Annotated in this window: 22 protein-coding genes and 1 tRNA gene; 10 read left to right on the top strand and 13 right to left on the bottom strand. The window is 72.9% G+C overall.

The features are described from left to right. Window positions 1-52 precede the first annotated feature (52 nt). From D7I47_RS06385 to idi, 3 genes are all read left to right on the top strand, one after another. Window positions 53-1,804, top strand: coding sequence for an MFS transporter (locus tag D7I47_RS06385; RefSeq protein WP_120762270.1), 1,752 nt, complete (start codon window positions 53-55; stop codon window positions 1,802-1,804). A gap of 135 nt (window positions 1,805-1,939) precedes the next feature. Beyond that, entirely contained in the window at window positions 1,940-2,353 is a 414-nt protein-coding gene (locus D7I47_RS06380; RefSeq protein WP_120762269.1) for a MarR family winged helix-turn-helix transcriptional regulator, read from the top strand. Window positions 2,354-2,373: 20 nt separating this feature from the next. Then, window positions 2,374-2,910, top strand: coding sequence for an isopentenyl-diphosphate Delta-isomerase (gene idi, locus D7I47_RS06375; protein WP_120762268.1), 537 nt, complete (start codon window positions 2,374-2,376; stop codon window positions 2,908-2,910). A 3-nt stretch (window positions 2,911-2,913) separates the two neighbouring features. Here the strand turns inward: idi and dcd are convergent, their stop codons facing one another. Continuing rightward, the gene (dcd, locus tag D7I47_RS06370; RefSeq protein WP_120762267.1) at window positions 2,914-3,519 is read right to left on the bottom strand and encodes a dCTP deaminase; all 606 of its coding nucleotides are present in this window, start codon (window positions 3,517-3,519) and stop codon (window positions 2,914-2,916) included. A 19-nt stretch (window positions 3,520-3,538) separates the two neighbouring features. Then, window positions 3,539-3,700, bottom strand: a complete 162-nt coding sequence (locus D7I47_RS14745; RefSeq protein ID WP_157981652.1) for a hypothetical protein — start codon at window positions 3,698-3,700, stop codon at window positions 3,539-3,541. A 70-nt stretch (window positions 3,701-3,770) separates the two neighbouring features. Here D7I47_RS14745 and D7I47_RS06365 point away from each other — a divergent pair, with 70 nt between their 5' ends. Both D7I47_RS06365 and D7I47_RS06360 read left to right on the top strand, forming a co-directional pair. Next, window positions 3,771-4,424, top strand: coding sequence for a DUF4386 domain-containing protein (locus D7I47_RS06365; protein ID WP_227000895.1), 654 nt, complete (start codon window positions 3,771-3,773; stop codon window positions 4,422-4,424). A gap of 27 nt (window positions 4,425-4,451) precedes the next feature. After that, window positions 4,452-4,522, top strand: a tRNA-Gly gene (locus D7I47_RS06360). Between the two features lie 83 nt (window positions 4,523-4,605). Here D7I47_RS06360 and D7I47_RS06355 read toward each other — a convergent pair. Genes D7I47_RS06355 through D7I47_RS06335 form a run of 5 tightly spaced genes read right to left on the bottom strand, consistent with a single transcriptional unit; the run spans window position 4,606 to window position 10,348 of the window. After that, window positions 4,606-4,827 carry a hypothetical protein gene (locus D7I47_RS06355; protein ID WP_120762266.1) on the bottom strand — a complete coding sequence of 74 codons (222 nt, stop codon included), beginning with the start codon at window positions 4,825-4,827 and terminating at the stop codon, window positions 4,606-4,608. A 5-nt stretch (window positions 4,828-4,832) separates the two neighbouring features. Then, window positions 4,833-5,465 (bottom strand): winged helix-turn-helix domain-containing protein, encoded by a 633-nt coding sequence (locus D7I47_RS06350; protein ID WP_120762265.1) that lies wholly within the window; start codon window positions 5,463-5,465, stop codon window positions 4,833-4,835. Window positions 5,466-5,520: 55 nt separating this feature from the next. Continuing rightward, window positions 5,521-7,326, bottom strand: a complete 1,806-nt coding sequence (locus D7I47_RS06345) for an SLC13 family permease (protein WP_120762264.1) — start codon at window positions 7,324-7,326, stop codon at window positions 5,521-5,523. Between the two features lie 30 nt (window positions 7,327-7,356). After that, a complete protein-coding gene (locus D7I47_RS06340) occupies window positions 7,357-8,565 on the bottom strand; it encodes a cysteine desulfurase-like protein (RefSeq protein ID WP_120762263.1) in 1,209 nt (402 codons plus the stop codon). Window positions 8,566-8,608: 43 nt separating this feature from the next. Then, window positions 8,609-10,348: an alkaline phosphatase family protein gene (locus tag D7I47_RS06335; protein WP_120762262.1), complete on the bottom strand. Its 1,740-nt coding sequence runs from the start codon at window positions 10,346-10,348 to the stop codon at window positions 8,609-8,611. A gap of 51 nt (window positions 10,349-10,399) precedes the next feature. On the opposite strand from D7I47_RS06335, the gene D7I47_RS06330 reads away from it, so the two are divergent. Genes D7I47_RS06330 through D7I47_RS06310 form a run of 5 tightly spaced genes read left to right on the top strand, consistent with a single transcriptional unit; the run spans window position 10,400 to window position 13,220 of the window. Beyond that, on the top strand, window positions 10,400-10,699 hold the full coding sequence (locus D7I47_RS06330) for a DUF2470 domain-containing protein (RefSeq protein ID WP_120762261.1): 300 nt from the start codon (window positions 10,400-10,402) through the stop codon (window positions 10,697-10,699). A 5-nt stretch (window positions 10,700-10,704) separates the two neighbouring features. After that, window positions 10,705-11,094 carry a DUF4383 domain-containing protein gene (locus tag D7I47_RS06325; RefSeq protein ID WP_120762260.1) on the top strand — a complete coding sequence of 130 codons (390 nt, stop codon included), beginning with the start codon at window positions 10,705-10,707 and terminating at the stop codon, window positions 11,092-11,094. A 60-nt stretch (window positions 11,095-11,154) separates the two neighbouring features. Beyond that, window positions 11,155-11,802 carry a biliverdin-producing heme oxygenase gene (locus tag D7I47_RS06320; protein ID WP_120763838.1) on the top strand — a complete coding sequence of 216 codons (648 nt, stop codon included), beginning with the start codon at window positions 11,155-11,157 and terminating at the stop codon, window positions 11,800-11,802. A 28-nt stretch (window positions 11,803-11,830) separates the two neighbouring features. Next, complete coding sequence (locus tag D7I47_RS06315) at window positions 11,831-12,808, top strand: MDR family oxidoreductase (RefSeq protein WP_120762259.1); 978 nt, start codon at window positions 11,831-11,833, stop codon at window positions 12,806-12,808. 4 nt (window positions 12,809-12,812) lie between these two features. Further along, window positions 12,813-13,220, top strand: a complete 408-nt coding sequence (locus tag D7I47_RS06310) for a DUF1304 domain-containing protein (protein WP_227000893.1) — start codon at window positions 12,813-12,815, stop codon at window positions 13,218-13,220. Window positions 13,221-13,350: 130 nt separating this feature from the next. Here the strand turns inward: D7I47_RS06310 and D7I47_RS06305 are convergent, their stop codons facing one another. The 6 genes from D7I47_RS06305 to hemQ are packed head-to-tail and all read right to left on the bottom strand — an operon-like array spanning window position 13,351 to window position 19,108. Next, window positions 13,351-14,664 (bottom strand): glutamate-1-semialdehyde 2,1-aminomutase, encoded by a 1,314-nt coding sequence (locus D7I47_RS06305; protein WP_120762258.1) that lies wholly within the window; start codon window positions 14,662-14,664, stop codon window positions 13,351-13,353. Beyond that, window positions 14,661-15,641, bottom strand: coding sequence for a porphobilinogen synthase (gene hemB, locus D7I47_RS06300; protein WP_120762257.1), 981 nt, complete (start codon window positions 15,639-15,641; stop codon window positions 14,661-14,663). The genes D7I47_RS06305 and hemB overlap by 4 nt, the downstream gene beginning before the upstream one ends. After that, a complete protein-coding gene (locus tag D7I47_RS06295; protein ID WP_120762256.1) occupies window positions 15,638-16,402 on the bottom strand; it encodes a uroporphyrinogen-III synthase in 765 nt (254 codons plus the stop codon). Before D7I47_RS06295 ends, hemB begins: the two co-directional genes overlap by 4 nt. Further along, window positions 16,399-17,352, bottom strand: coding sequence for a hydroxymethylbilane synthase (gene hemC, locus D7I47_RS06290; protein ID WP_120762255.1), 954 nt, complete (start codon window positions 17,350-17,352; stop codon window positions 16,399-16,401). Before hemC ends, D7I47_RS06295 begins: the two co-directional genes overlap by 4 nt. After that, window positions 17,307-18,422 carry a ferrochelatase gene (locus tag D7I47_RS06285; RefSeq protein WP_120762254.1) on the bottom strand — a complete coding sequence of 372 codons (1,116 nt, stop codon included), beginning with the start codon at window positions 18,420-18,422 and terminating at the stop codon, window positions 17,307-17,309. The genes hemC and D7I47_RS06285 overlap by 46 nt, the downstream gene beginning before the upstream one ends. After that, window positions 18,419-19,108, bottom strand: coding sequence for a hydrogen peroxide-dependent heme synthase (gene hemQ, locus D7I47_RS06280; RefSeq protein ID WP_120762253.1), 690 nt, complete (start codon window positions 19,106-19,108; stop codon window positions 18,419-18,421). Before hemQ ends, D7I47_RS06285 begins: the two co-directional genes overlap by 4 nt. Window positions 19,109-19,134 lie beyond the last annotated feature (26 nt).

Genomic DNA, 19,134 nt, shown 5'->3' with positions numbered 1-19,134 from the left:
CACGCCACGCGACGATACCGCCCGTTCACCCGGCGGCAGTAGCGTTGCCCGCATGACCGACCCGAACGGCGACGAGGCCGCGGCCTCCGCATCCGTGCCCCCGCCCCCGCCGACCGCCAACACGGCCGCCATGAGCGTCATGGTCGGCGACGACGACGGGCGCAAGATCCCCCGCAAGCAGGTCGTCTCGTGGGCGTTCTGGGACTGGGCGACGCAGCCGTTCAACTCCGTCATCCTCACCTTCGTCTTCGCACCTCTCTATCTGGTGTCGGCGCACTTCCTCAGCCCCGAGCTCGCGGCGCTGCCCGTCGACTCGCCCGAGCGGATCACGGCGCTCGCCAAGCTCTCCAGCCAGTACGGCGCCTGGACGGCGATCGCGGGCCTGCTGATCTTCGCGCTCGCCCCCGTGCTGGGCGTGCGCTCGGATGCGACCGGCGGCCGCAAGCGCTGGCTCGTGAGCTTCACCGCGCTGCTCGCGCTCGTGCAGTTCGCCCTGTTCTTCGTCTACGAGGACCCGGCCTACTTCACCTACGGCGCGATCATCCTGGCGCTCGGCTCGGTCGTCAACGAGATCGCCGGCGTCAACTACAACGCGATGCTGCACCAGGTGTCGACCCCGTCGACCGCGGGGCGCGTGAGCGGCCTCGGCTGGGGCCTCGGCTACCTCGGCGGCGTCGTCGCGCTCATCATCGTGGTCGTCGTCACCCAGCTCGAGTGGTTCGGCCTCGACGTCTCGGGCGGCCTCGCCTACCGGCTCATCGCGCTCGGCGCGGCGATCTGGACGATCGTGTTCGCCATCCCGCTCGTGCTCAACGTGCCCGAGCACAAGGTGATCGACGACCGGCCGAAGGTGGGCTTCTTCTCGAGCTACGTCGAACTCGTGAAGGACATGATCGCGCTCTTCCAGCAGTCGCGGCCGACGTTCTGGTTCCTCTTCGCGAGCGCCATCTACCGCGACGGCCTCGCCGGCGTGTTCGCCTTCGGCGGCATCCTCGCGGCGGTCGGGTTCGGCTTCACCTCCAACGAGGTGATGATCTTCGGACTCGCCGCCAACATCGTCGCGGGCGTCTCGACGATCCTCGCCGGCCGGCTCGACGACCGCTTCGGCGCGAAGGCCGTCATCGTGACGGCGCTCGGCGGCCTCGTGGTCATGGGCCTGTTCGTCTTCTTCGCGCGCGACCTCGGCGTCATCGCCTTCTGGATCGGCGGGCTCGCGCTGTCGATGTTCACCGGCCCCGCGCAGGCGGCGAGCCGCTCGCTGCTCACGCGCGTCACCCCATCCTCCATGCAGGGCGAGGTCTTCGGGCTCTACGCGACCACGGGCCGGGTGGCCAGCATCCTCTCCCCCGCCGCCTGGACGATCTTCGTCACCGCCTTCGCGAGCACCGTGTTCGGCGTCATCGGCATCGTGCTCGTGCTCGCCGTGGGCCTCACGCTGCTCATCTTCGTGAAGCTGCCGAAGGGCTCCGTCGCGACGGGCTCGTTCGTGCACCTGAGCGGCTGGAACATCGACGTGCTGCGCGGCCTCACCCTCGCGCTGTTCGTCGGGGTGGGTGCGGCGATCTTCTCGGTGACGGGCGCCGGCTTCATCCCCGGCGGCTTCATCGTCTCGGCCGTGCTGTTCCTCATCGCGGCGTCGTCGGCGATCCTCGCGCTGCGCGGCCTCGCCCGGCTGCGCACCTCGGGCGAGTCGGGCGCCGGCGTCGGCAAGGCCACCGTCGTGCTCGGTGCGCTCGCCCTAGTGGGAGCCGTGCTCGCCCTGCTCACCCAGTTCGGCATCCTGCCCGCCCTCACCCTCGGCTGACGCGCGTTTCCACTGCTAGAAATGCAGGAGACTCTGGCCTGAAGCCACACCCCCTCCACAGATCTCGGCCCCGTCGGCCAGGATCTCCTGCATTTCTCCATGGCCGAAGGGCGGATGCGGGGCTAGCGTGAGGGTATGTCGACTCGGACGCTGGCCTACTGGCTCGCGCTCGTCGACCGCCTCGTGGAGCGCGGCTTCACGGGGGCGCTCGACGAGCACGGGGTGACCCGGATGCAGTGGCGCATCCTGACCGCGCTGGGCGACGGGCCGGCGAGCGCCGAGCAGCTCGACGCATCCCTCGCCGACCTTCCCGCCTACGACGACGACGCGACCACCGCGGAGCAGCTGAGCGAGCTCGTCGAGAGCGGCTGGGTGTCGGCCGACGGCGCCTACCGGCTGACCGAGCGCGGCGAGACGGCGCGCAGCCACATCGTCGAGGCGGTCGCGACGCTGCGCGCCACCCTGCTCACCGGCATCACCGAGGACGAGGAGGCGGCGACCATCGCCCTCCTCGAGCGGATGGCGCGCAACCTCGGCTGGGACGCCTGACGATGCCCTAGGCTGGGCACGTGTCAGCCTCCCCCGAGGGCACCGACCTCGTCCTCCTCCTCGACGACGACGGCAAGCCGATCGGCACCGCGCCCAAGGCGACCGTGCACACGACCGACACCCCGCTGCACTTCGCGTTCTCCGTGCACGTCGTCAACCCGCTCGGCCGGATGCTGGTGACGCGCCGCGCACTCGGCAAGGACACCTTCGCGGGCGTCTGGACGAACGCCTTCTGCGGCCACCCGGCACCCGGCGAGACCGCCCTCGACGCGATCGCGCGCCGGGCGGAGGCCGAGATCGGCATCCCGGTGCGCGAGGTCGAGATCGTGCTGCCGCACTTCCGCTACCGCGCCACCGACGCGAACGGCATCGTCGAGAACGAGATCTGCCCGGTGTTCCGCGCCGTGGTCGACTCCGACCCGAAGCCCTCGAGCACCGAGGTCGCCGAGTGGGTGTGGGCCGAGCCGATGTCGGTGCGCATGGCCGTGTCGGCCGCGCCGTTCGCCTTCAGCCCCTGGTTCGCCCTGCAGCTCGCCGCCTGGCCGGCCGGCAAGTAGCCGTCACGAGCCCGGGGCGCCCGCGTCGGTCGTGGTGACGTCGGTGCGGTGGAAGTTCTGCCACGAACGGGATGCCGTGGGTCCACGCTGCCCCTGGTAGCGGTTCGCGTAGGGGCCCGAGCCGTAGGCGTTGATGACGGGCGAGCTCGTGCGGATGAAGCAGAGCTGGCCGATCTTCATGCCCGGCCACAGCTTGATCGGCAGGGTCGCGACGTTGGAGAGCTCGAGCGTGACGTGACCGGAGAAGCCGGGGTCGACGAAGCCGGCGGTCGAGTGGGTGAGCAGGCCGAGGCGTCCGAGCGAGCTCTTGCCCTCGAGCCGCGCGGCGATGTCGTCGGGCAGCGTGACGAGCTCGAAGGTCGAGCCGAGCACGAACTCGCCGGGGTGCAGGATGAACGGCTCGCCCGGCTTCGCCTCGATGAGACGGGTGAGCTCGGGCTGCTCCTCGGCGGGGTCGATGAAGGGGTACTTGTGGTTGTCGAACAGCCGGAAGTACCGGTCGAGGCGCACGTCGATGCTCGACGGCTGGATCATCGCTCGATCGAGCGGTGCGAGGCCGATGCGTCCGGCGTCGAGTTCGGCGGCGATGTCGCGGTCGCTGAGCAGCATGCGTCGAGCGTATCGGGCGTCAGGCGCCCGAGGTCCACCCGGATGCGTGCAGCCGTTCGAAGGCGTCGAGCAGCAGTTCGAGCGTGAAGTCGAACTCCTCCTCCGGCTCGCACGCGCCGCTCGGGGTGCGCGCGGCCGTGTCGAGGGCGATCGCCGCGATGTGCGGGTAGCGCTCCGCCATCGTGCGCAGCAGCGCCTCCCGCTCGGCGCCGCTAGGTGTACGCCGTACACCTCTGATCGGAAGGAACCCCGTGCCCGCCCACCGTCGCCTGTCCCTCGCCGCGGGGCTGCTCTACCTCGCCACCTTCGCGGCCTCGATCCCGGCCGCCCTCCTCTACGCGCCCCTGCTCGCGGGCGCCGCGCGTCCGGACCCCGTCGCCGCGCGAACCGCCGCGCTGCTCGAGGTGGCGCTCGCGCTCAGCTGCATCGGCACCGCGGTCGTGCTCGCACCGGTCGTGCGCCGGGTGAGCGAGGTGGCGGCGCTCGGCTTCGTGGCGGCGCGCACCCTGGAGGCGGGCATCATCGTGCTCGGGGTGGTCGCCGTGTTGACGCTCTCGGGCGTGCGGGCGACGGCGGCGCCCGACGACGCCGTCGCGCAGGCGCTCGTCGAGGTGCACCGCTGGGCGTTCCTGCTGGGCCCCGGCCTCATCCCGGCGATCAACGCGCTGTTCCTCGCCCCCGCCCTCTTCCGTGCACGCTTCGTGCCGCGGGCGATCCCGCTGGTCGGCATGGTCGGCATCCCGCTGCTGCTCGCCTCGGCATCCGCGACCGTGTTCGGCGTCTTCGACCAGACCTCGCCGCCGGCCGCCCTCGCGGCCGCACCCATCGCCCTCTGGGAGCTCGGCCTCGGACTGTGGCTCAGCATCCGCGGATTCCGGGCGGATGCCGTCGAGCGCCTCGTATAGGCTCTACCGGTAGCCGTTCGCGGCTGCGGGGCTGTAGTTCAATGGCAGAACTTCTGCTTCCCAAGCAGATAGCGCGGGTTCGATTCCCGTCAGCCCCTCAAGGTCCTGACGGACGGCTTCAGCCGTTCGGCAGGACCTTCGTGTCGCGCAGTGAATCGTCCCCACCGACGACGCCGGAGCATCACAGCACGCGACCGGTGGCCCGGAATACGAGGGCCTGCGTCGTACGGGCGGCCTGATCGGCCTCGCGGCGCATCTCGGCCCGGCGCGCGAGGGCGTCGCGGTCGAGCGGCCGGGACGCGTGGCGGTGGCCCCAGCGCTCGAGGGCGCGGCCGACGGCCACGGCGAGCTCGCCGAGCCCGGGTCGGACGGAGACGGCGGGGCGGGAGACGGCGGCGTTCATGGTGGTCACTCTCCTTCCGGGGTGACCTCCCCGCGCACGAGCGGGAAGGCGTTGACCTGGAGTTGCACCGGGCGGCTGCCCGGCGTGGGGGTCGTCTTGTAGGCGTCGATGTACTCGCGGAGCACGGCGTCGATGCCGCTCATGAGCCCGTGCAGCTGCTCGGGCGTGAGCCGGAGGTTGATGGTGTCGAACGACGTCGCGTCGAGCCAGACGCGGTCGAAGACGCTCTCGCCCTGGGCGAGGAACTCCTCGAGGCTCGCCCGGCGGGCGCGCATCCACTCCTCGTCGACGAGTTGGGCGGCGAGACGGTCTGCGCTGCCCGGCGGCAGCGTGTACGCGTCGGGGGTGGCGATCGAGCCCGGGCTGCGCTCCCACCAGCGGTCGCGGCGGTCGCCGCGCCCGACATCCTCACGGACGAGGCCGTGCTTCTCGAGCTGGCGCAGGTGGTAGCTGGTCGACCCGCTCGACTCGCCGAGCCGTGCGGCGAGACCGCTCGCCGTGAGCGGGCCGTACGCGGAGAGCTCGTCGTAGATGCGCACCCGCAGCGGATGCGCGAGGGCGCGGAGCGCCTCCATCGTCAGCACGTGGTCGATGCCGGGATGCTGCGGGCTGCTCGGCTGCTGCTCGATGGGTTCCATGTTCACAAAGATACCTTTGCAAACACACGTTTGCAAACACTTCTTTGCGAATGGGTCAGAACGGCAGCACCACGGGCACCAGGAACACGCTCACCACGAGCACGATGAGGGTGAACGGGGTGCCGATCCGCACGAAGTCGGCGAGGCGGTAGCGGCCGGGTTCCACGACGAGCGTGTTGACGGGCGACGACACGGGCGTGAGGAACGCGGCGGATGCGGCGATCGCCACGATCATCGCGAACGGGTACGGCGAGTAGCCGAGGTGCTGCGCGGCCGTGATCGCGACGGGTGCGAGCAGCACGGCGGTCGCCGTGTTGGAGACGAACATGCCGACGAGCGCGGTCACCGCGAACAGCAGCGCCAGCACCACGTAGGGGCCCGCCCCGCCGAGCACCGCCAGCAGGCCGTCGGCCGCGAGCTGCACCCCGCCGGTCTTCTCGAGCGCCTGCGCGACCGGCAGCATGCCCGCGATGAGCAGCAGCGTCGGCCAGTGGATGGCACGGTAGGCGCTCGGCAGGTCGATCGCGCGGAAGACGCCCATGAGCAGGGCGGCGATGAGCGCCGCGATGACGTTCGGCACGACGCCCGTCACCATGAGCGCGATCATGACGCCCACCGCGACGAGCGCGTAGGGCGCCCGGTTGGCGGCCGGCGCCGCCTCGGCCGCCTCGGTCGGGAGGTCGAGTACGACGAGGTCGGCGCTCTCGCGGCGGAGCCGGTGGATGGCATCCCAGGTGCCCGTCACGAGCAGGGTGTCGCCCACCGCGAGCCGCACCCGGTGGTAGTCCTGCCCGGGAGGGCGGCCGTGGTGGCGCAGCCCCAGCACGGTGACGTCGTAGCGGCTGCGGATGCGCGCCTCGACGACCGTCTTCGCGGCGAGTCGCGAGTCGGGCACGACGAGCAGCTCCGCCATCCCCACCTGCCGCGAGTAGGTGTCGAAGAAGTCGCCCGGCGTCTCGACCTCCTCGAGCCCGAGGCCCTCCAGGCGCTCCTCGGGCGGCGCGAGGTCGAAGACGAGCTCGTCGCCGCCCTTCACCGTGGTCTCGGTGCTCGTCAGCAGCTCGGGGCCGCGCAGGAAACGGCCGCGCTGGATCGCCAGCACCGAGGTGTGCACCTCGCCGATCTCCAGACCGAGCAGGGCGCGGCCGATGAGCGGCGAGCCCGACCCGACGCGGAAGGTGCGCGCCCGGGTGTCGGCGCCGTAGTCGGCGACGAGCACCTCGAAGTTGCGCGCGACGCCCGGCGCGCTCGCCTCGCCGCCGAGGAAGCGGCGCGCGACGAGCATGTAGCCGACGCCGAGTACGAGCACCACGAGACCGATCGGCGTGAAGGTGAAGAAGCCGAAACCGGTGAACCCCGCGCGACGCAGCTCGGCATCCACAACCAGGTTGGGGGCCGTCGCGATGAGCGTGAGCATGCCCGAGATGAGGCCCGCGAAGCTGAGCGGCATGAGCAGCTGCCGCGGCGACATCCCGGTGCGCGCCGCGATGCTGAGCGCCACGGGGATGAAGATCGCCACCACACCCGTCGAGCTCATGATCGAGCCGAGCAGCGCGACGGCCAGCATGAGCAGCACCACGAGCAGGGTGCGGTTGCTGCCGGCGCGCGCCGACAGCAGGTCGCCGAGCCGGTAGGTGACGCCCGTGCGCGAGAGGCCCGCACCCACCACGAAGAGCGCCGCGATGAGGATGACGTTCGGATCCGAGAAGCCCGACAGCGCCTCCGGCACGGTCAGGATCCCGGTGAGCGGCAGCGCGACGATCACGAGGAGCGCCACCACGTCCATCCGGGGGCGCCCGAGCGCGAAGAGCACGATGGCGGCGGCGAGCACGGCGAGCACCACGAGCAGCTCGAAGGTCATGCGCCCGTCTCCTTCCCCCTCATCGCATGGTCAGGATGTCAGGAACGCGCGGATGCCGTCGAGCAGTCGATCGACCTCGTCGGCCGTCGAGTAGGGGGCGAGTCCCGCGCGCAGCGCCCCCGCGTCGCCCAGGCCGAGGGCGCGCGACGCCTCGAGGGCGTAGAAGTTGGAGGCCGGCGCGTGCACGTCGCGCGCCGCGAGGAGGGCGGAGGCCTCCTCGGCCGAGCGCCCCGGGAAGCCGAGCAGCAGGGTCGGGGTGCGGCGGGCCGCACGCGAGTAGACGACCACCCGGTCGCCGAGCTCCGCGATCCCCGCCTCGAGTCGCGCGAGCAGCGCCGACTCGTGCGCGTGCACCGCGGCGAAGGATGCGGCGAGCGCCTCCCGGCGCGTCGTCGCGGCGCCCGGCGCGATCGCCGCGAGCACCTCGACCGCCGCCGTGACGCCCGCCATGAGCTCGTAGGGCAGGGTGCCGAACTCGAACCGCTCGGGCACCGCGTCCGTCGACGGCGCGAGCTTGTCGGGGCGGATCGTCGCGAGCAGTTCGGGGTCGGCGCCGAGCACCGCGCAGTGCGGCCCGAGGAACTTGTACGGCGAGCAGACGACGAAGTCGGCACCCAGCTCCGCCCGGTCGACGAGCTCGTGGGCGGCGTAGTGCACCGCGTCGACGTACACGAGCGCGCCGACCGCGTGCGCCGCATCCGCGACCGCCCGCACGGGCGGGATCGTGCCGATGAGGTTCGAGGCGGCCGTGAGCGCGACCACGCGCGTGCGCTCCGAGAGCACGTCGCGCAGCTCGTCGAGCCGCAGCTCACCCGTCGCCGGGTCGAGCTGGATCCAGCGCACCGTCGCGCCCGTGCGCTCGGCCGCCTGCACCCAGGGCCGCACGTTCGAGTCGTGGTCGAGGCGCGTCACGACGACCTCGTCGCCCGGATGCCAGTCCCGCGAGAGATGCCGGGAGAAGTCGTAGGCGAGCTGGGTGGCGCTGCGCCCGTAGACGACACCGGATGCCGGCACGTTCAGCAGCGCGCCGACGGCGGCGCGCATGGCGAGCACGGCATCCGTCGCGTTGCGCTCCGACCGGGTCGAGGTGCCGCGGTTCGAGAGCGGGCCCGTGAGGGTGCGGGCGATCGCCTCGCCGACCGCGGTCGGGGTCTGCGTGCCGCCCGGGCCGTCGAAGTGCGCCACCCCCGTCGCGAGTGCGGGGAACTGCGCCCGGAAGGCGGCGACGTCGTAGCTCATGGGGTCTCTCTCGGTGGGGCGGGTCGGGCGCGGGCGCGCGGGTTCAGGGGATCGGGGTCGGCGGGGCCTCGGTCGGCGTCGACGCGGCCGTGCCGAACAGGCCGGTGCCGTACGTCGTGAGCACCTGGTAGGCGTCGCCGTACGTCTTCGGATCGATGTGCTCCGGGTTCCCGTACTTCGCCAACAGGAGGCCGAGCAGCCCCTGCGCCGGCGGGCTGAGCGGCTTGTCGCGGTGGGCGTTGCCCGGATGCGGGTCCTCCGCCTGCGGGTTCGGCGGCAGGTACTGCGGGGTCGTGGTGGGCCACGTGGACGGGTCGCGCGCGACGCCGAGGTTCACGGCGTTGAAGAGCGGTGTCGCCTCCGCATCCCGGCGGCTCAGCGGCTCGAGCCCGTGCAGCCGGCTGAGGGTCGCCGCGAGCGCCCCGTGGTGCATCTCGTCGTGCACGATCGTGCCGGCGGCCGTCCACGCCGAGACCGCGATCGCGGGCACCCGGCACCCGAGGCGGTGGAAGGTGAACCCCATCTCGCCGGGCTCCGCATCCTCCTCGGGCGGCTCGGCCGCGGGCGGCGCCACGTGATCGTAGGTGCCGCCGTGCTCGTCGAAGGTGATGAGCAGCATCGTGTTGAGCGCGTTCGAGCCCGCCCCGGTGCCGCTGCCGCGGATGGCCGTGTAGATGTTGTGCAGCAGCAGCTCGCCGGCACGCACATCCGAGATCGCGGAGTCGATGACCTCGGTGCCGTCGACGTCGCTCTCGCGCAACTCGCCGAAGGCGGGGTGGAAGTCGTTGTGGTTGTACGCCATCCGCGGCTCGATGAACGAGTAGGCCGGCAGCCGGCCGTGCGCGACGTCGTCGTAGAACTGGGTCATCGTGGCGAAGTGCCCCGTCTTCCAGTACCGCTCGAGCACGGGCGCGTGCAGCACGCCGGTGAGCGAGACGAGCTGCAGCTCGTCGTAGTAGATGCGCCAGTCGACCCCCGCATCCTCGAGGCGGTTGAACACGGTGGGCGCCGCCGGGGCGTCGAGCCACTTGCTGTAGCCCCCGCCGTCCTGGTTGGTGACGAAGCCGTGCGAGGTGGAGGCGTGGAAGAAGGAGCGGTTGCAGAAGGTCTGGCTCGGCACGGCCGCGTACCAGTGGTCGTACACCGCGAACTCCCGCGCGAGCGTCGAGAGCACGGGCAGCATCTCGGGCGTGAACGACCCCATCACCTGCCCGAGCTCGGCGTTCGTCGGGGCGCGGCTCGCCCCCTTCACCTCGGTCCAGTTGATCGCGTAGTCGGTGACGAAGCCGTCCATCGTCGGCCGGCTGTCGTCGTCCGGGATGTTGTACGGCGGCCGCACGGTGCCGAACAGCTGCGTGTTGACGTGCGGATACGGCTCGCCGGGGTCGGGGTTCGGCGAGCCCATGATCTCGTCGGTCGTGCCGGTGTACGGATGCGCGGGGATGCGGGTGCCGTCGGGCGCGGTGTTCGCGTGGTCGCCGAAGGCGAGACCCTCGAAGCTCTGCCCGGCGGGGAGAGTGCCCGCGTCGTAGAGGTAGCCGAGCAGGTTGTCGAAGGAGCGGTTCTCGTCCATGATCACCACGAGGTGGGCGAAGCCGGGCGCCGTCTCGGCATCCGGGGTCGGCAGGGCCTCGCGGGCACCGAGGTCGTGCCCGATCGCACCGCCCACGACGCCGCCCACCACGACACCCGCGGCCGCCGCCCCACCGCCCAGCAGGAAGTCCCGGCGGCTCGTGCCGCTCGGCTGCCCGGCGCGGTGCGGATCGTCCGGCTGCTCGTCCACGTGCCCATCTCAGCAGAATGCGGCCCCGGACGCGTGGACTACCGTGGACGCGTGACCGTGTTCTCCCCCGAGGTCGTCGGCGCGGTGCTCGCGCACATGAACGGCGACCACACCGACGACAACACCCTCATCGTGCGCGCCTTCGGCGAGGTGGAGCCCGATGACGCCGAGATGATCGGCCTCGACCACCTGGGCGGCGTCTGGCGCTACCGCGTCGACGGTGCCGAGCACGAGCTGCGCGTGCCGTGGTCGCGCGAGATCTCCGAGCGTCCCGAGATCCGCCGCGAGGTCGTGGTGCTCTACAACGCCGCGTGCGAACGGCTCGGCGTGACCCCGCGGCCGCACGCGTGAACGCCATGACGCCCAACCGGATCGTGGCCGCGATCGTGGGCACCCTCTCCGGCATCCTGGGCGGCACGGGCATCGCCGTCGCCGCGGCCATCGGGGGCGGCGAGGCGCTCGTCTTCGGCCTGTTCGGCACCAACCTGCTGCTCGGCGCCGTGCAGCTCGCCCTCGCGGTCGCGCTCGTGAGCGGCTTCCTGCGCGGGGATGCGGCGGCCCGCGTCGTGAACATCGCGGCCGGCACCGTGCTGCTGCTGCTCGGGCTGTTCGGGCTGTTCACGGTCGGCACCCCGGCCAACGTCTTGGCGCTCAACGGCGCCGACAACGTGCTGCACTTCGCGGGCTCGGTCGCGCTGCTCGCGACCGGACTCGGAGCGCCGCGCGGCGAGCGCCCCCCGAGCTGAGGGGTTCCGGGCGCGGGCGGGGCCGCTAAACTAAGGCGAACCTAACCTCAAGGAGTGCCCGTGACCGTGCTGCCCTTCTCCCAGGCCCTCCGCGAGCGCACCTGGGCCAGCCACTCCGACAGCGAGGGCGCCGGCTTCATGACCGACCTCATGAAGGGCGAGGGCACCCGCGAGGACTACATCGCCCTCGTCGCCCAGCACTACTTCATCTACGAGGCCATCGAGGGCGCCGAGCAGGTGTTCGCGGGCGACCCCGTCGTCGCCCACTTCGCGACCCCGCGCCTCACCCGCCTGCCGGCGCTGGAGGCCGACCTCGAGTACCTGCTCGGCGCCGACTGGCGCGAGCAGATCGAGCCGCTGCCCACCACCGTCGCCTACGTCGACCGCATCCGCCGCGTCGCCGCCGAGCGCTGGTCGGGCGGCTTCGTCGCCCACCACTACACGCGCTACCTCGGCGACCTCTCGGGCGGCCAGTTCATCCGCAAGGTCATGCAGCGCCGCTTCGGCTTCGAGACGAACGGGGTGGGCTTCTACCTCTTCGACGAGATCGCCGACCCGAAGGAGTTCAAGGAGACCTACCGCGAGCAGCTCGACGCCGTCGGCTGGGATGCCGCGGAGCGCGAGCGCGTCATCGACGAGGTGCTGCTGGCCTACCGCTTCAACACCGAGCTCTTCGAGGACCTGGCCCGGGCGAAGGCCGCCGCGTAGCCGCGTCCGGCCCCCGTAGGCTCGGGGCATGGTGCACGCGCTGCAGGTGACCCGGGGCGAGACGGGGGCGACGGTCGCATTCGTCGACGTGGCGGAGGGCGACCTCGGCGACGGCGAGGTGCTGCTCGACGTCGCCTACTCGAGCCTCAATTTCAAGGACGGCCTCGCGCTGCGCGGCGACCGCGGCGTCGCCCGGGTCAGCCCGCTCATCCCCGGCATCGACGTCGTCGGCACGGTCGCCGCGTCGAGCGACGACCGCTGGCGGCCCGGCGACGAGGTCGTGCTCACGGGAGCCGGCCTCGGCGAGACGCGCAACGGCGGGTACGCGCGGCGCGCCCGCGTGCAGGCCGAGTCGCTCGTGCGCGTGCCCGCGCAGCTCGGGATGCGGCGCGCCGCCGCCATCGGCACCGCCGGCTTCACCGCGGCGCAGGCCGCGCTCGCGCTCGAACACGCCGACATCCCCGAGGGCGACGTCGTCGTCACCGGGGCGACCGGCGGGGTCGGCTCGGTCGCCGTCATGCTGCTCGCCGCATCCGGACGCCGCGTCGTGGCCGCGACCGGGCACCCCGACGACCGCGGCTACCTGGAGCGGCTCGGGGCATCCGAGCTCCTCGACCGCGCCGAGCTGCAGCAGGCGGGCAAGCCCCTGCAGGCGAGCCGCTGGGCCGGCGCCGTCGACGTGGTCGGCGGCACCACCCTCGCGAGCCTGCTCGCCCAGGCCCGCTACGGCGGCGCCGTCGCGGCCTGCGGTCTCGTCGAGAGCGCCGAGCTCGCCACCACGGTCATGCCGTTCATCCTGCGCGGGGTGAGCCTGGTCGGCATCAACTCGGTCGAGGCGCCGCTCGTCACGCGCGACCGCGTCTGGAGCCGCCTCGCGCGCGACCTCGACCTCGCCCTGCTCGACTCGATGACCGAGGAGATCGGCCTCAGCCGCGTGCCCGAGTACGCGGGCCGCATCCTCGCCGGCGACACGCGGGGCCGCATCGTCGTCGACGTGGCACACTGACACCGTGGCAATCGTCCTGCTGGTGATCGGCGAGATCTTCGCCGGACTCGCGGCCCTCGTGCACGTCTACATCTGGATGCTCGAGAGCGTGCTCTGGAACCGCGAATCCACGCGGCGCACCTTCGGGGTGCGCTCGGCGGAAGACGGCGACACCCTGCGCGGGATGGCCTACAACCAGGGCTTCTACAACCTGTTCCTGGCGCTCGGCGCGTTCGCGGGGCTCGGGCTCAGCTGGACGGCCGACTTCCGATCGGCGGGGATCGCGGTCATGCTCTTCGCGTGCCTGTGCATGGTGCTCGCGGCGGTCGTGCTGCTCACCTCGAACCGCCTGCTCACGCGGGCCGCGCTCGTGCAGGGCGGGTTCCCGACGATCGCGGTCGTTGCGACCGTCGTGGGGTTGCTGGTTTCGTAGCCCGCGCACATCCGCAGGGTGGGGCCTCACCGACGACGGGCGCCCCTTCGAGGGGCGTCCGTCGTGGGTCTCGATACACCGCCTTCGGCGGCACTCGACCAGCGGGAGGGGGCGCGGGGGTGGCGCGGCGCTACCGCGGCGACGCGGTGGCCGCGGCGCGTGCCGCGGCCGGCAGCGCCCGCAGGATGCGGTCGAGGGCCGCGGCGTCGTGGGCGGCCGTGAGGAACCAGGCCTCGTAGACGCTCGGCGGCGCCGAGACGCCCTGCTCGAGCAGGGCGTGGAAGAAGGGGGCGTAGCGCCAGGCGTCCTGCGCCTTCGCGTCAGCGTAGTCGCGCACCGGAGCCTCGCGGAACGCGATCGAGAAGAGACTCCCGGCGCGCGGGATCACGTGGGCGACCCCCTCGGCGGCGAGCGCCTCCGAGACCGCGGCGGCCACGGCATCCGCCGCCGCGTCGACGTGCGCGTAGACCTCGGCCTCCGCGAGCCGCAGCGTCGTGAGGCCCGCGGCGACCGCGAGCGGGTTCCCCGAGAGGGTGCCCGCCTGGTACACCGGGCCGAGCGGCGCCAGCTGGTCCATGAGCGCGGCACGGCCGCCGAGCGCCGCGAGAGGCATGCCGCCGCCGATCACCTTGCCGAAGGTGAACAGGTCGGGAGCCCAACCCTCGGCCGCACCCTCGAGCCCCCACCAGCCGGCGGGGCCGACCCGGAAGCCGGTGAGCACCTCGTCGAGGATCACGAGCGCGCCGTGCGCGTGGGCGAGCTCCACGAGCGCGCGGTTGAAGCCCGGCTGCGGCGCGAGCACGCCCGCGTTGGCACCCGCCGCCTCCGTGATGACGGCCGCGATGCGGCCCGGATGCGCGGCGAACGCCGCCTCGACCGCGGCGAGGTCGTTGTAGGGCAGCACGAGCGTCTGCGCGGCGATCGGCGCCGGCACCCCGGCCGAGCCGGGCAGCCCCTGGGTGGCGACGCCCGAGCCCGCCTCGGCGAGCAGACCGTCGGAGTGCCCGTGGTAGTGCCCCGCGAACTTGACGACCAGCTCGCGCCCCGTCGCGCCGCGCGCGAGCCGGATCGCGGTCATGGTCGCCTCGGTGCCGGTCGACACGAGGCGCAGCTTCTCGACGCCGCTCGCCGCCCCGAGCCGCGCCCGCACGAGCTCGGCGAGCTCCGTCTCGGCGGGGGTGGAGGCGCCGAACGACAGCCCGCGGGCGGCGGCGGTCTGCACGGCCGCCACGACCTCCGGATGCGCGTGGCCGAGCAGCGCCGGACCCCACGACGCGACGAGGTCGACGTACTCGCGGCCGTCGACATCCGTCACGTACGCACCCCGCGCCGACACGAGGAAGCGCGGCGTGCCGCCGACCGAACCGTAGGCGCGCACGGGCGAGTTCACCCCGCCGGGCAGCGCCGCCTGGGCGCGTGCGAAGGCGTCGTCGTTGGCGGTCACGCGCGGGCCCAACGCTCGGCCGCGTCGAGCGCGAAGTAGCTGAGCACGGCATCCGCCCCCGCCCGCACGATCGAGGTGAGCGACTCGTCGACGGCCCGGTCGCCGTCGATCCAGCCGTTGCCGGCGGCCGCCGCGATCATCGCGTACTCGCCCGACACCTGGTACGCCCACACGGGCACGGGGGATGCCGCGGCCGTGTCGGCGAGCACGTCGAGGTAGCTCATGGCGGGCTTCACCATGACGACGTCGGCGCCCTCCTCGACGTCGATGAGCGCCTCGCGCAACCCCTCGCGGCGGTTCGCCGGGTCGAGCTGGTACGTGCGGCGGTCGCCGACGAGCGAGGACTGCACGGCCTCGCGGAACGGGCCGTAGAAGGCGGAGGCGTACTTGGCGGCGTAGCCGAGGATCGGCACGTCGGCGCGGCCGGCCGCGTCGAGCACCTCGCGCACGGCGGCGACCTGGCCGTCCATCATGCCCGAGAGGCCGACGAGCCCCGAGCCCGCCTCGGCCTGTGCGAGCGCCATCTCGCGGTAGCGCACGAGGGTCGCGTCGTTGTCGACCCGCCCCGCGGCGTCGAGCACGCCGCAGTGACCGTGGTCGGTGAACTCGTCGAGGCACAGGTCGGTCTGCACGACGAGCGCGTCGCCCACCTCGGCGGCGGCGACGCGCGTGGCGACGTTGAGGATGCCGTCGGGGTCGGTCGCGCCGGAGCCGGTCGCGTCCTTCTCCACCGGCACGCCGAACAGCATGACGCCGCCGATCCCCGCGGCCGCCGCGCGCTGCAGCTCGACGCGGAACGAGTCGAGGCTGTGCTGCACGACCCCCGGCATCGAGGCGATGGGGCGCGGCTCGGCGGCCCCCTCGGCGACGAACATCGGCAGGATCAGCTGGGCGGCATCCACCCGGGTCTCCCGGGCGAGCCGGCGCCAGGCCGGGCTCTGCCGCAGCCGGCGCGGACGGATGACGGGGCCGCTCACTCCGCCTCCGCGTACTCGACGAGACCCTCGATGAGCGAGTCGACGCTGCGCTCGTCGGCGATCACGTGCACGGGCAGCCCCGCCGCACGCGTGTCGAAGGCGGTGCGCGGGCCGATGCACGCCACCACGGTCTCCGCGGGCAGCGGCGCGAGCTGCTCCGCCACCTGCCGTGCGACCGAGCCCGAGGTCACCAGGATCGCGCGGATGCGTCCGGAGGCGACATCCGACTTCACCTCGATCGCCGCGGGCACACCCACCGTGCGGTACGCCGTCACGAACTCCACCTCGAAGCCGAGCTTCTGCAGGCCCGCCACGAGCGTCGGCTCGGCGATGTCGGACTGCGGGATGAGCACACGACCCCGGATGCCCGAGTCGGGCCACTCCTTCACGAGCCCGCGCGCCGAGTTGTCGGAGGTGGGCACGAAGTCGACGCGGTAGCCGGCGAGCTGCAGCGCGGCGGCGGTCGTCTCGCCGACGGCCGCGATGCGGGTCTCGTCGGGCACCTTGACGCGCTGGCTCACGAGCACGTCGACGGTCGTGGCGCTCGTCACGACGAGCCACGCGAACTGGCCGTCGCCGAGCTCGTGCAGGGCGTTGGCGAGCGTGATCGGGTCGTCCGAGCTCGCGAAGTTGATGAGCGGGGCGATCACCGGGATGCCGCCGAAGCCGCGCACGCTCGCCGCGACCCCGTCGCCCCACTTGCCGCCGCGCGGCACGAGCACCCGCCAGCCGGCGAGCGGCTTGCGCGGCTCGGCGCTCACGAGGCACCCCCGAGCCCGGCGAGCTCCGCCGCGCCCGCCGCGAGCAGCTCCTCGGCCACCCGGGCCGCGAGTTCGCCCGCCGGATCCTTCGCGTCCTCCGGGTAGAGGGCGTGGGATGCCGTGAGCTGCTCGGCGCCGTCGAGGGAGTAGACGCGCGCCGAGAGGAACAGCAGGCCGTCCTCGAACAGGGCGGACGCGCCGAGCGGCGCAGCGCATCCCGCCTCGAGCTTCGCGAGCACGCCGCGCTCGGCCTCCGCGGCCAGGCGGCTGGGCTTGTGGTCGAGCTTCGCGACCGTCTTCTCCTGGCCGGTGCGCGTTTCGACGGCGAGTGCGCCCTGGGCCGGCGCGGTGGGCCAGGAGGTGAGGCTCATCCACTCGCTCGCGGCGTCGATGCGTCCGAGCCGGTCGAGACCCGCGGCGGCGAGCACGATCGCGTCGAGGCGGCGTTCCGGGTCGTCGGCGGTCAATCGGCCGAGCCGCGTGTCGATGTTGCCGCGGATGTCGACCACCTCGAGGTCGGCGCGGCGGCGCAGCAGCTGGGCGCGGCGGCGCGGCGAGCCGGTGCCGACCCGCGCCCCCGCGGGCAGCGCGTCGAGGTCGCGCCCGTCCGCCGCGCACAGCACGTCGCGCGCGTCGGCGCGCTTCGGCACGGCCGCCACCGTGAGCCCGGGCAGCGGCGCGGTCGGGAGGTCCTTGTACGAGTGCACGACGGCATCCACCTCGCCCGCGAGCAGCGCCTCGCGCAGCGCCGCGGCGAACACCCCCGCCCCGCCGAGCTGCGAGAGCGGCTCGGAGATGCGGTCGCCCTCGCTCTCGATCGTGACGAGCTCGGCACCGAGGCGCGTCGCCACCGTGCGCGCCTGGGCGAGCGCGAGCGCGCTGCCCCGGGTGCCGAGCCGCAGGGTCACGACACCGGCTCCACGACGGTCGCCTGCACGCCCACGCAGCATCCGGGGCGGCACACGTCGAACCAGGGTCCGAGGTTCGTGAGGGCGGGGCGCTCGGCCACCGGGGTGCCGTTCACCCGCTCGAGCACGAGGTCGACGAGCCCGGCCACGAAGGCGGGGTGGATGCCGGGGGTCGGGATGCGCTTCGCCGCGAGACCCGCCTCGGCCGCCGACTCGAGGGCCTCGTTGTCGAGGTCCCACATGACCTCCATGTGATCCGACACGAAGCCGAGCGGCACGATCACGATCGCCTCGACGCCCTGCGCGGGCAGGCCCTCGATGACGTCGTTGATGTCGGGCTCGAGCCACGGCTGGCTCGGGGGGCCGGAGCGCGACTGGTAGACGAGCTCCCAGTCGATGTCGCTGCCCGCCTCGCGCATGACCACCTCGGCCACCGCGAGATGCTGCGCCTCGTAGGCGCCGCCGGGGCCGAAGTCGGGGCCCGACTCGACGGCCGCCGTCATCGGGATGGAGTGGGTGGCGAACAGCACGCGCGTGCGCTCGGGCGCGTGGCCGGCCGCCGCGAGCTCGGCGAGCGCGGCACGCAGCCCCTCCACGAACGGGGTGACGAATCCGGGGTGGTCGAAGTACGGGCGCACCTTGTCGAGCCGCACCTCGCCGGCGAGGCCCGTCGTGTCGAGTGCCTTCACGATGTCCTCGGTGTACTGCCGGCAGCTCGAGTAGCTCGCGTAGGCGCTCGTCGCGACGCCGATGAGCGTGCGGTGACCGTCGTCGTAGGCCTGCTGCACGGCATCCGCGAGATACGGGTCCCAGTTGCGGTTGCCCCAGTACACGGGCAGCTCGATGCCGCGGGCGGCGAGCTCGGCCTCGAGGGCGGCCTTCAGTTCGCGGTTCTGCTGGTTGATAGGGCTCACGCCGCCGTAGTGGCGGTAGTGGTGGGCGACCTCCTCGAGGCGCTCGTCCGGGATCCCGCGCCCCCGCGTCACGTTGCGCAGGAACGGGATGACGTCGTCCTGGCCCTCGGGTCCGCCGAAGCTCGCGAGCACGATCGCGTCGTAGGCGACCGGGGTCTCGACGTGCTCGGGCCCGAGCTCCTTCGTCGTCTCGATCACGACAGCACCTCCGCCACCTCGTCGACGTCGATCCGGCGCCCCGTGAAGAAGGGCACCTCCTCGCGCACGTGCCGGCGCGCCTCGGTCTGCCGCAGGTGGCGCATGAGGTCGACGAGCTCGACCACCTCGTCGGCCTCGAGCGCGAGGATCCACTCGTAGTCGCCGAGCGCGAAGCTCGCGACGGTGTTCGCCTGCACGGCCGGGTACTCGGAGCCCTTGCGGCCGTGGTCGGCGAGCATCCCGCGGCGCTCCTCGTCGGGCAGCAGGTACCAGTCGTAGCTGCGGATGAAGGGGTAGACCGTCACCCAGCCCTTCGGCGGCAGCCCCCGCAGGAAGCTCGGCGCGTGCGAGCGGCTGAACTCGGCGTCGCGGTGCACGCCGAGGGCGTTCCAGGTGGGCAGCAGCGCGGCGATCGCGGGCACGCGACGCAGGATGCGCAGCGCCGACTGCAGGGTCTCGGCGGTGTCGCCGGTCAGCCAGACCATGAGGTCGGCATCCGCCCGCAGCCCGGAGACGTCGTAGAGCCCGCGCAGCACGACACCCGTGGCCTCAACCTCGGCGATCGCCTCGGCGAGGCCGTCGACCGTGACGGCGCCCCGGCTCGCCGGGTCGCGGCGCCACACGGCCCACAGGGTGAAGCCGGTCGGGCGCGGGGAGTCGGACGGGACGGAGGGCGCAGACGTCACCCCCCTATCCTCCCCCGATCACGCGG

It is taken from the genome of Protaetiibacter intestinalis, from assembly GCF_003627075.1.
Taxonomy (GTDB): Bacteria; Actinomycetota; Actinomycetes; order Actinomycetales; family Microbacteriaceae; genus Homoserinibacter; species Homoserinibacter intestinalis.
This window is presented reverse-complemented; position numbering and strand designations above follow the sequence as displayed.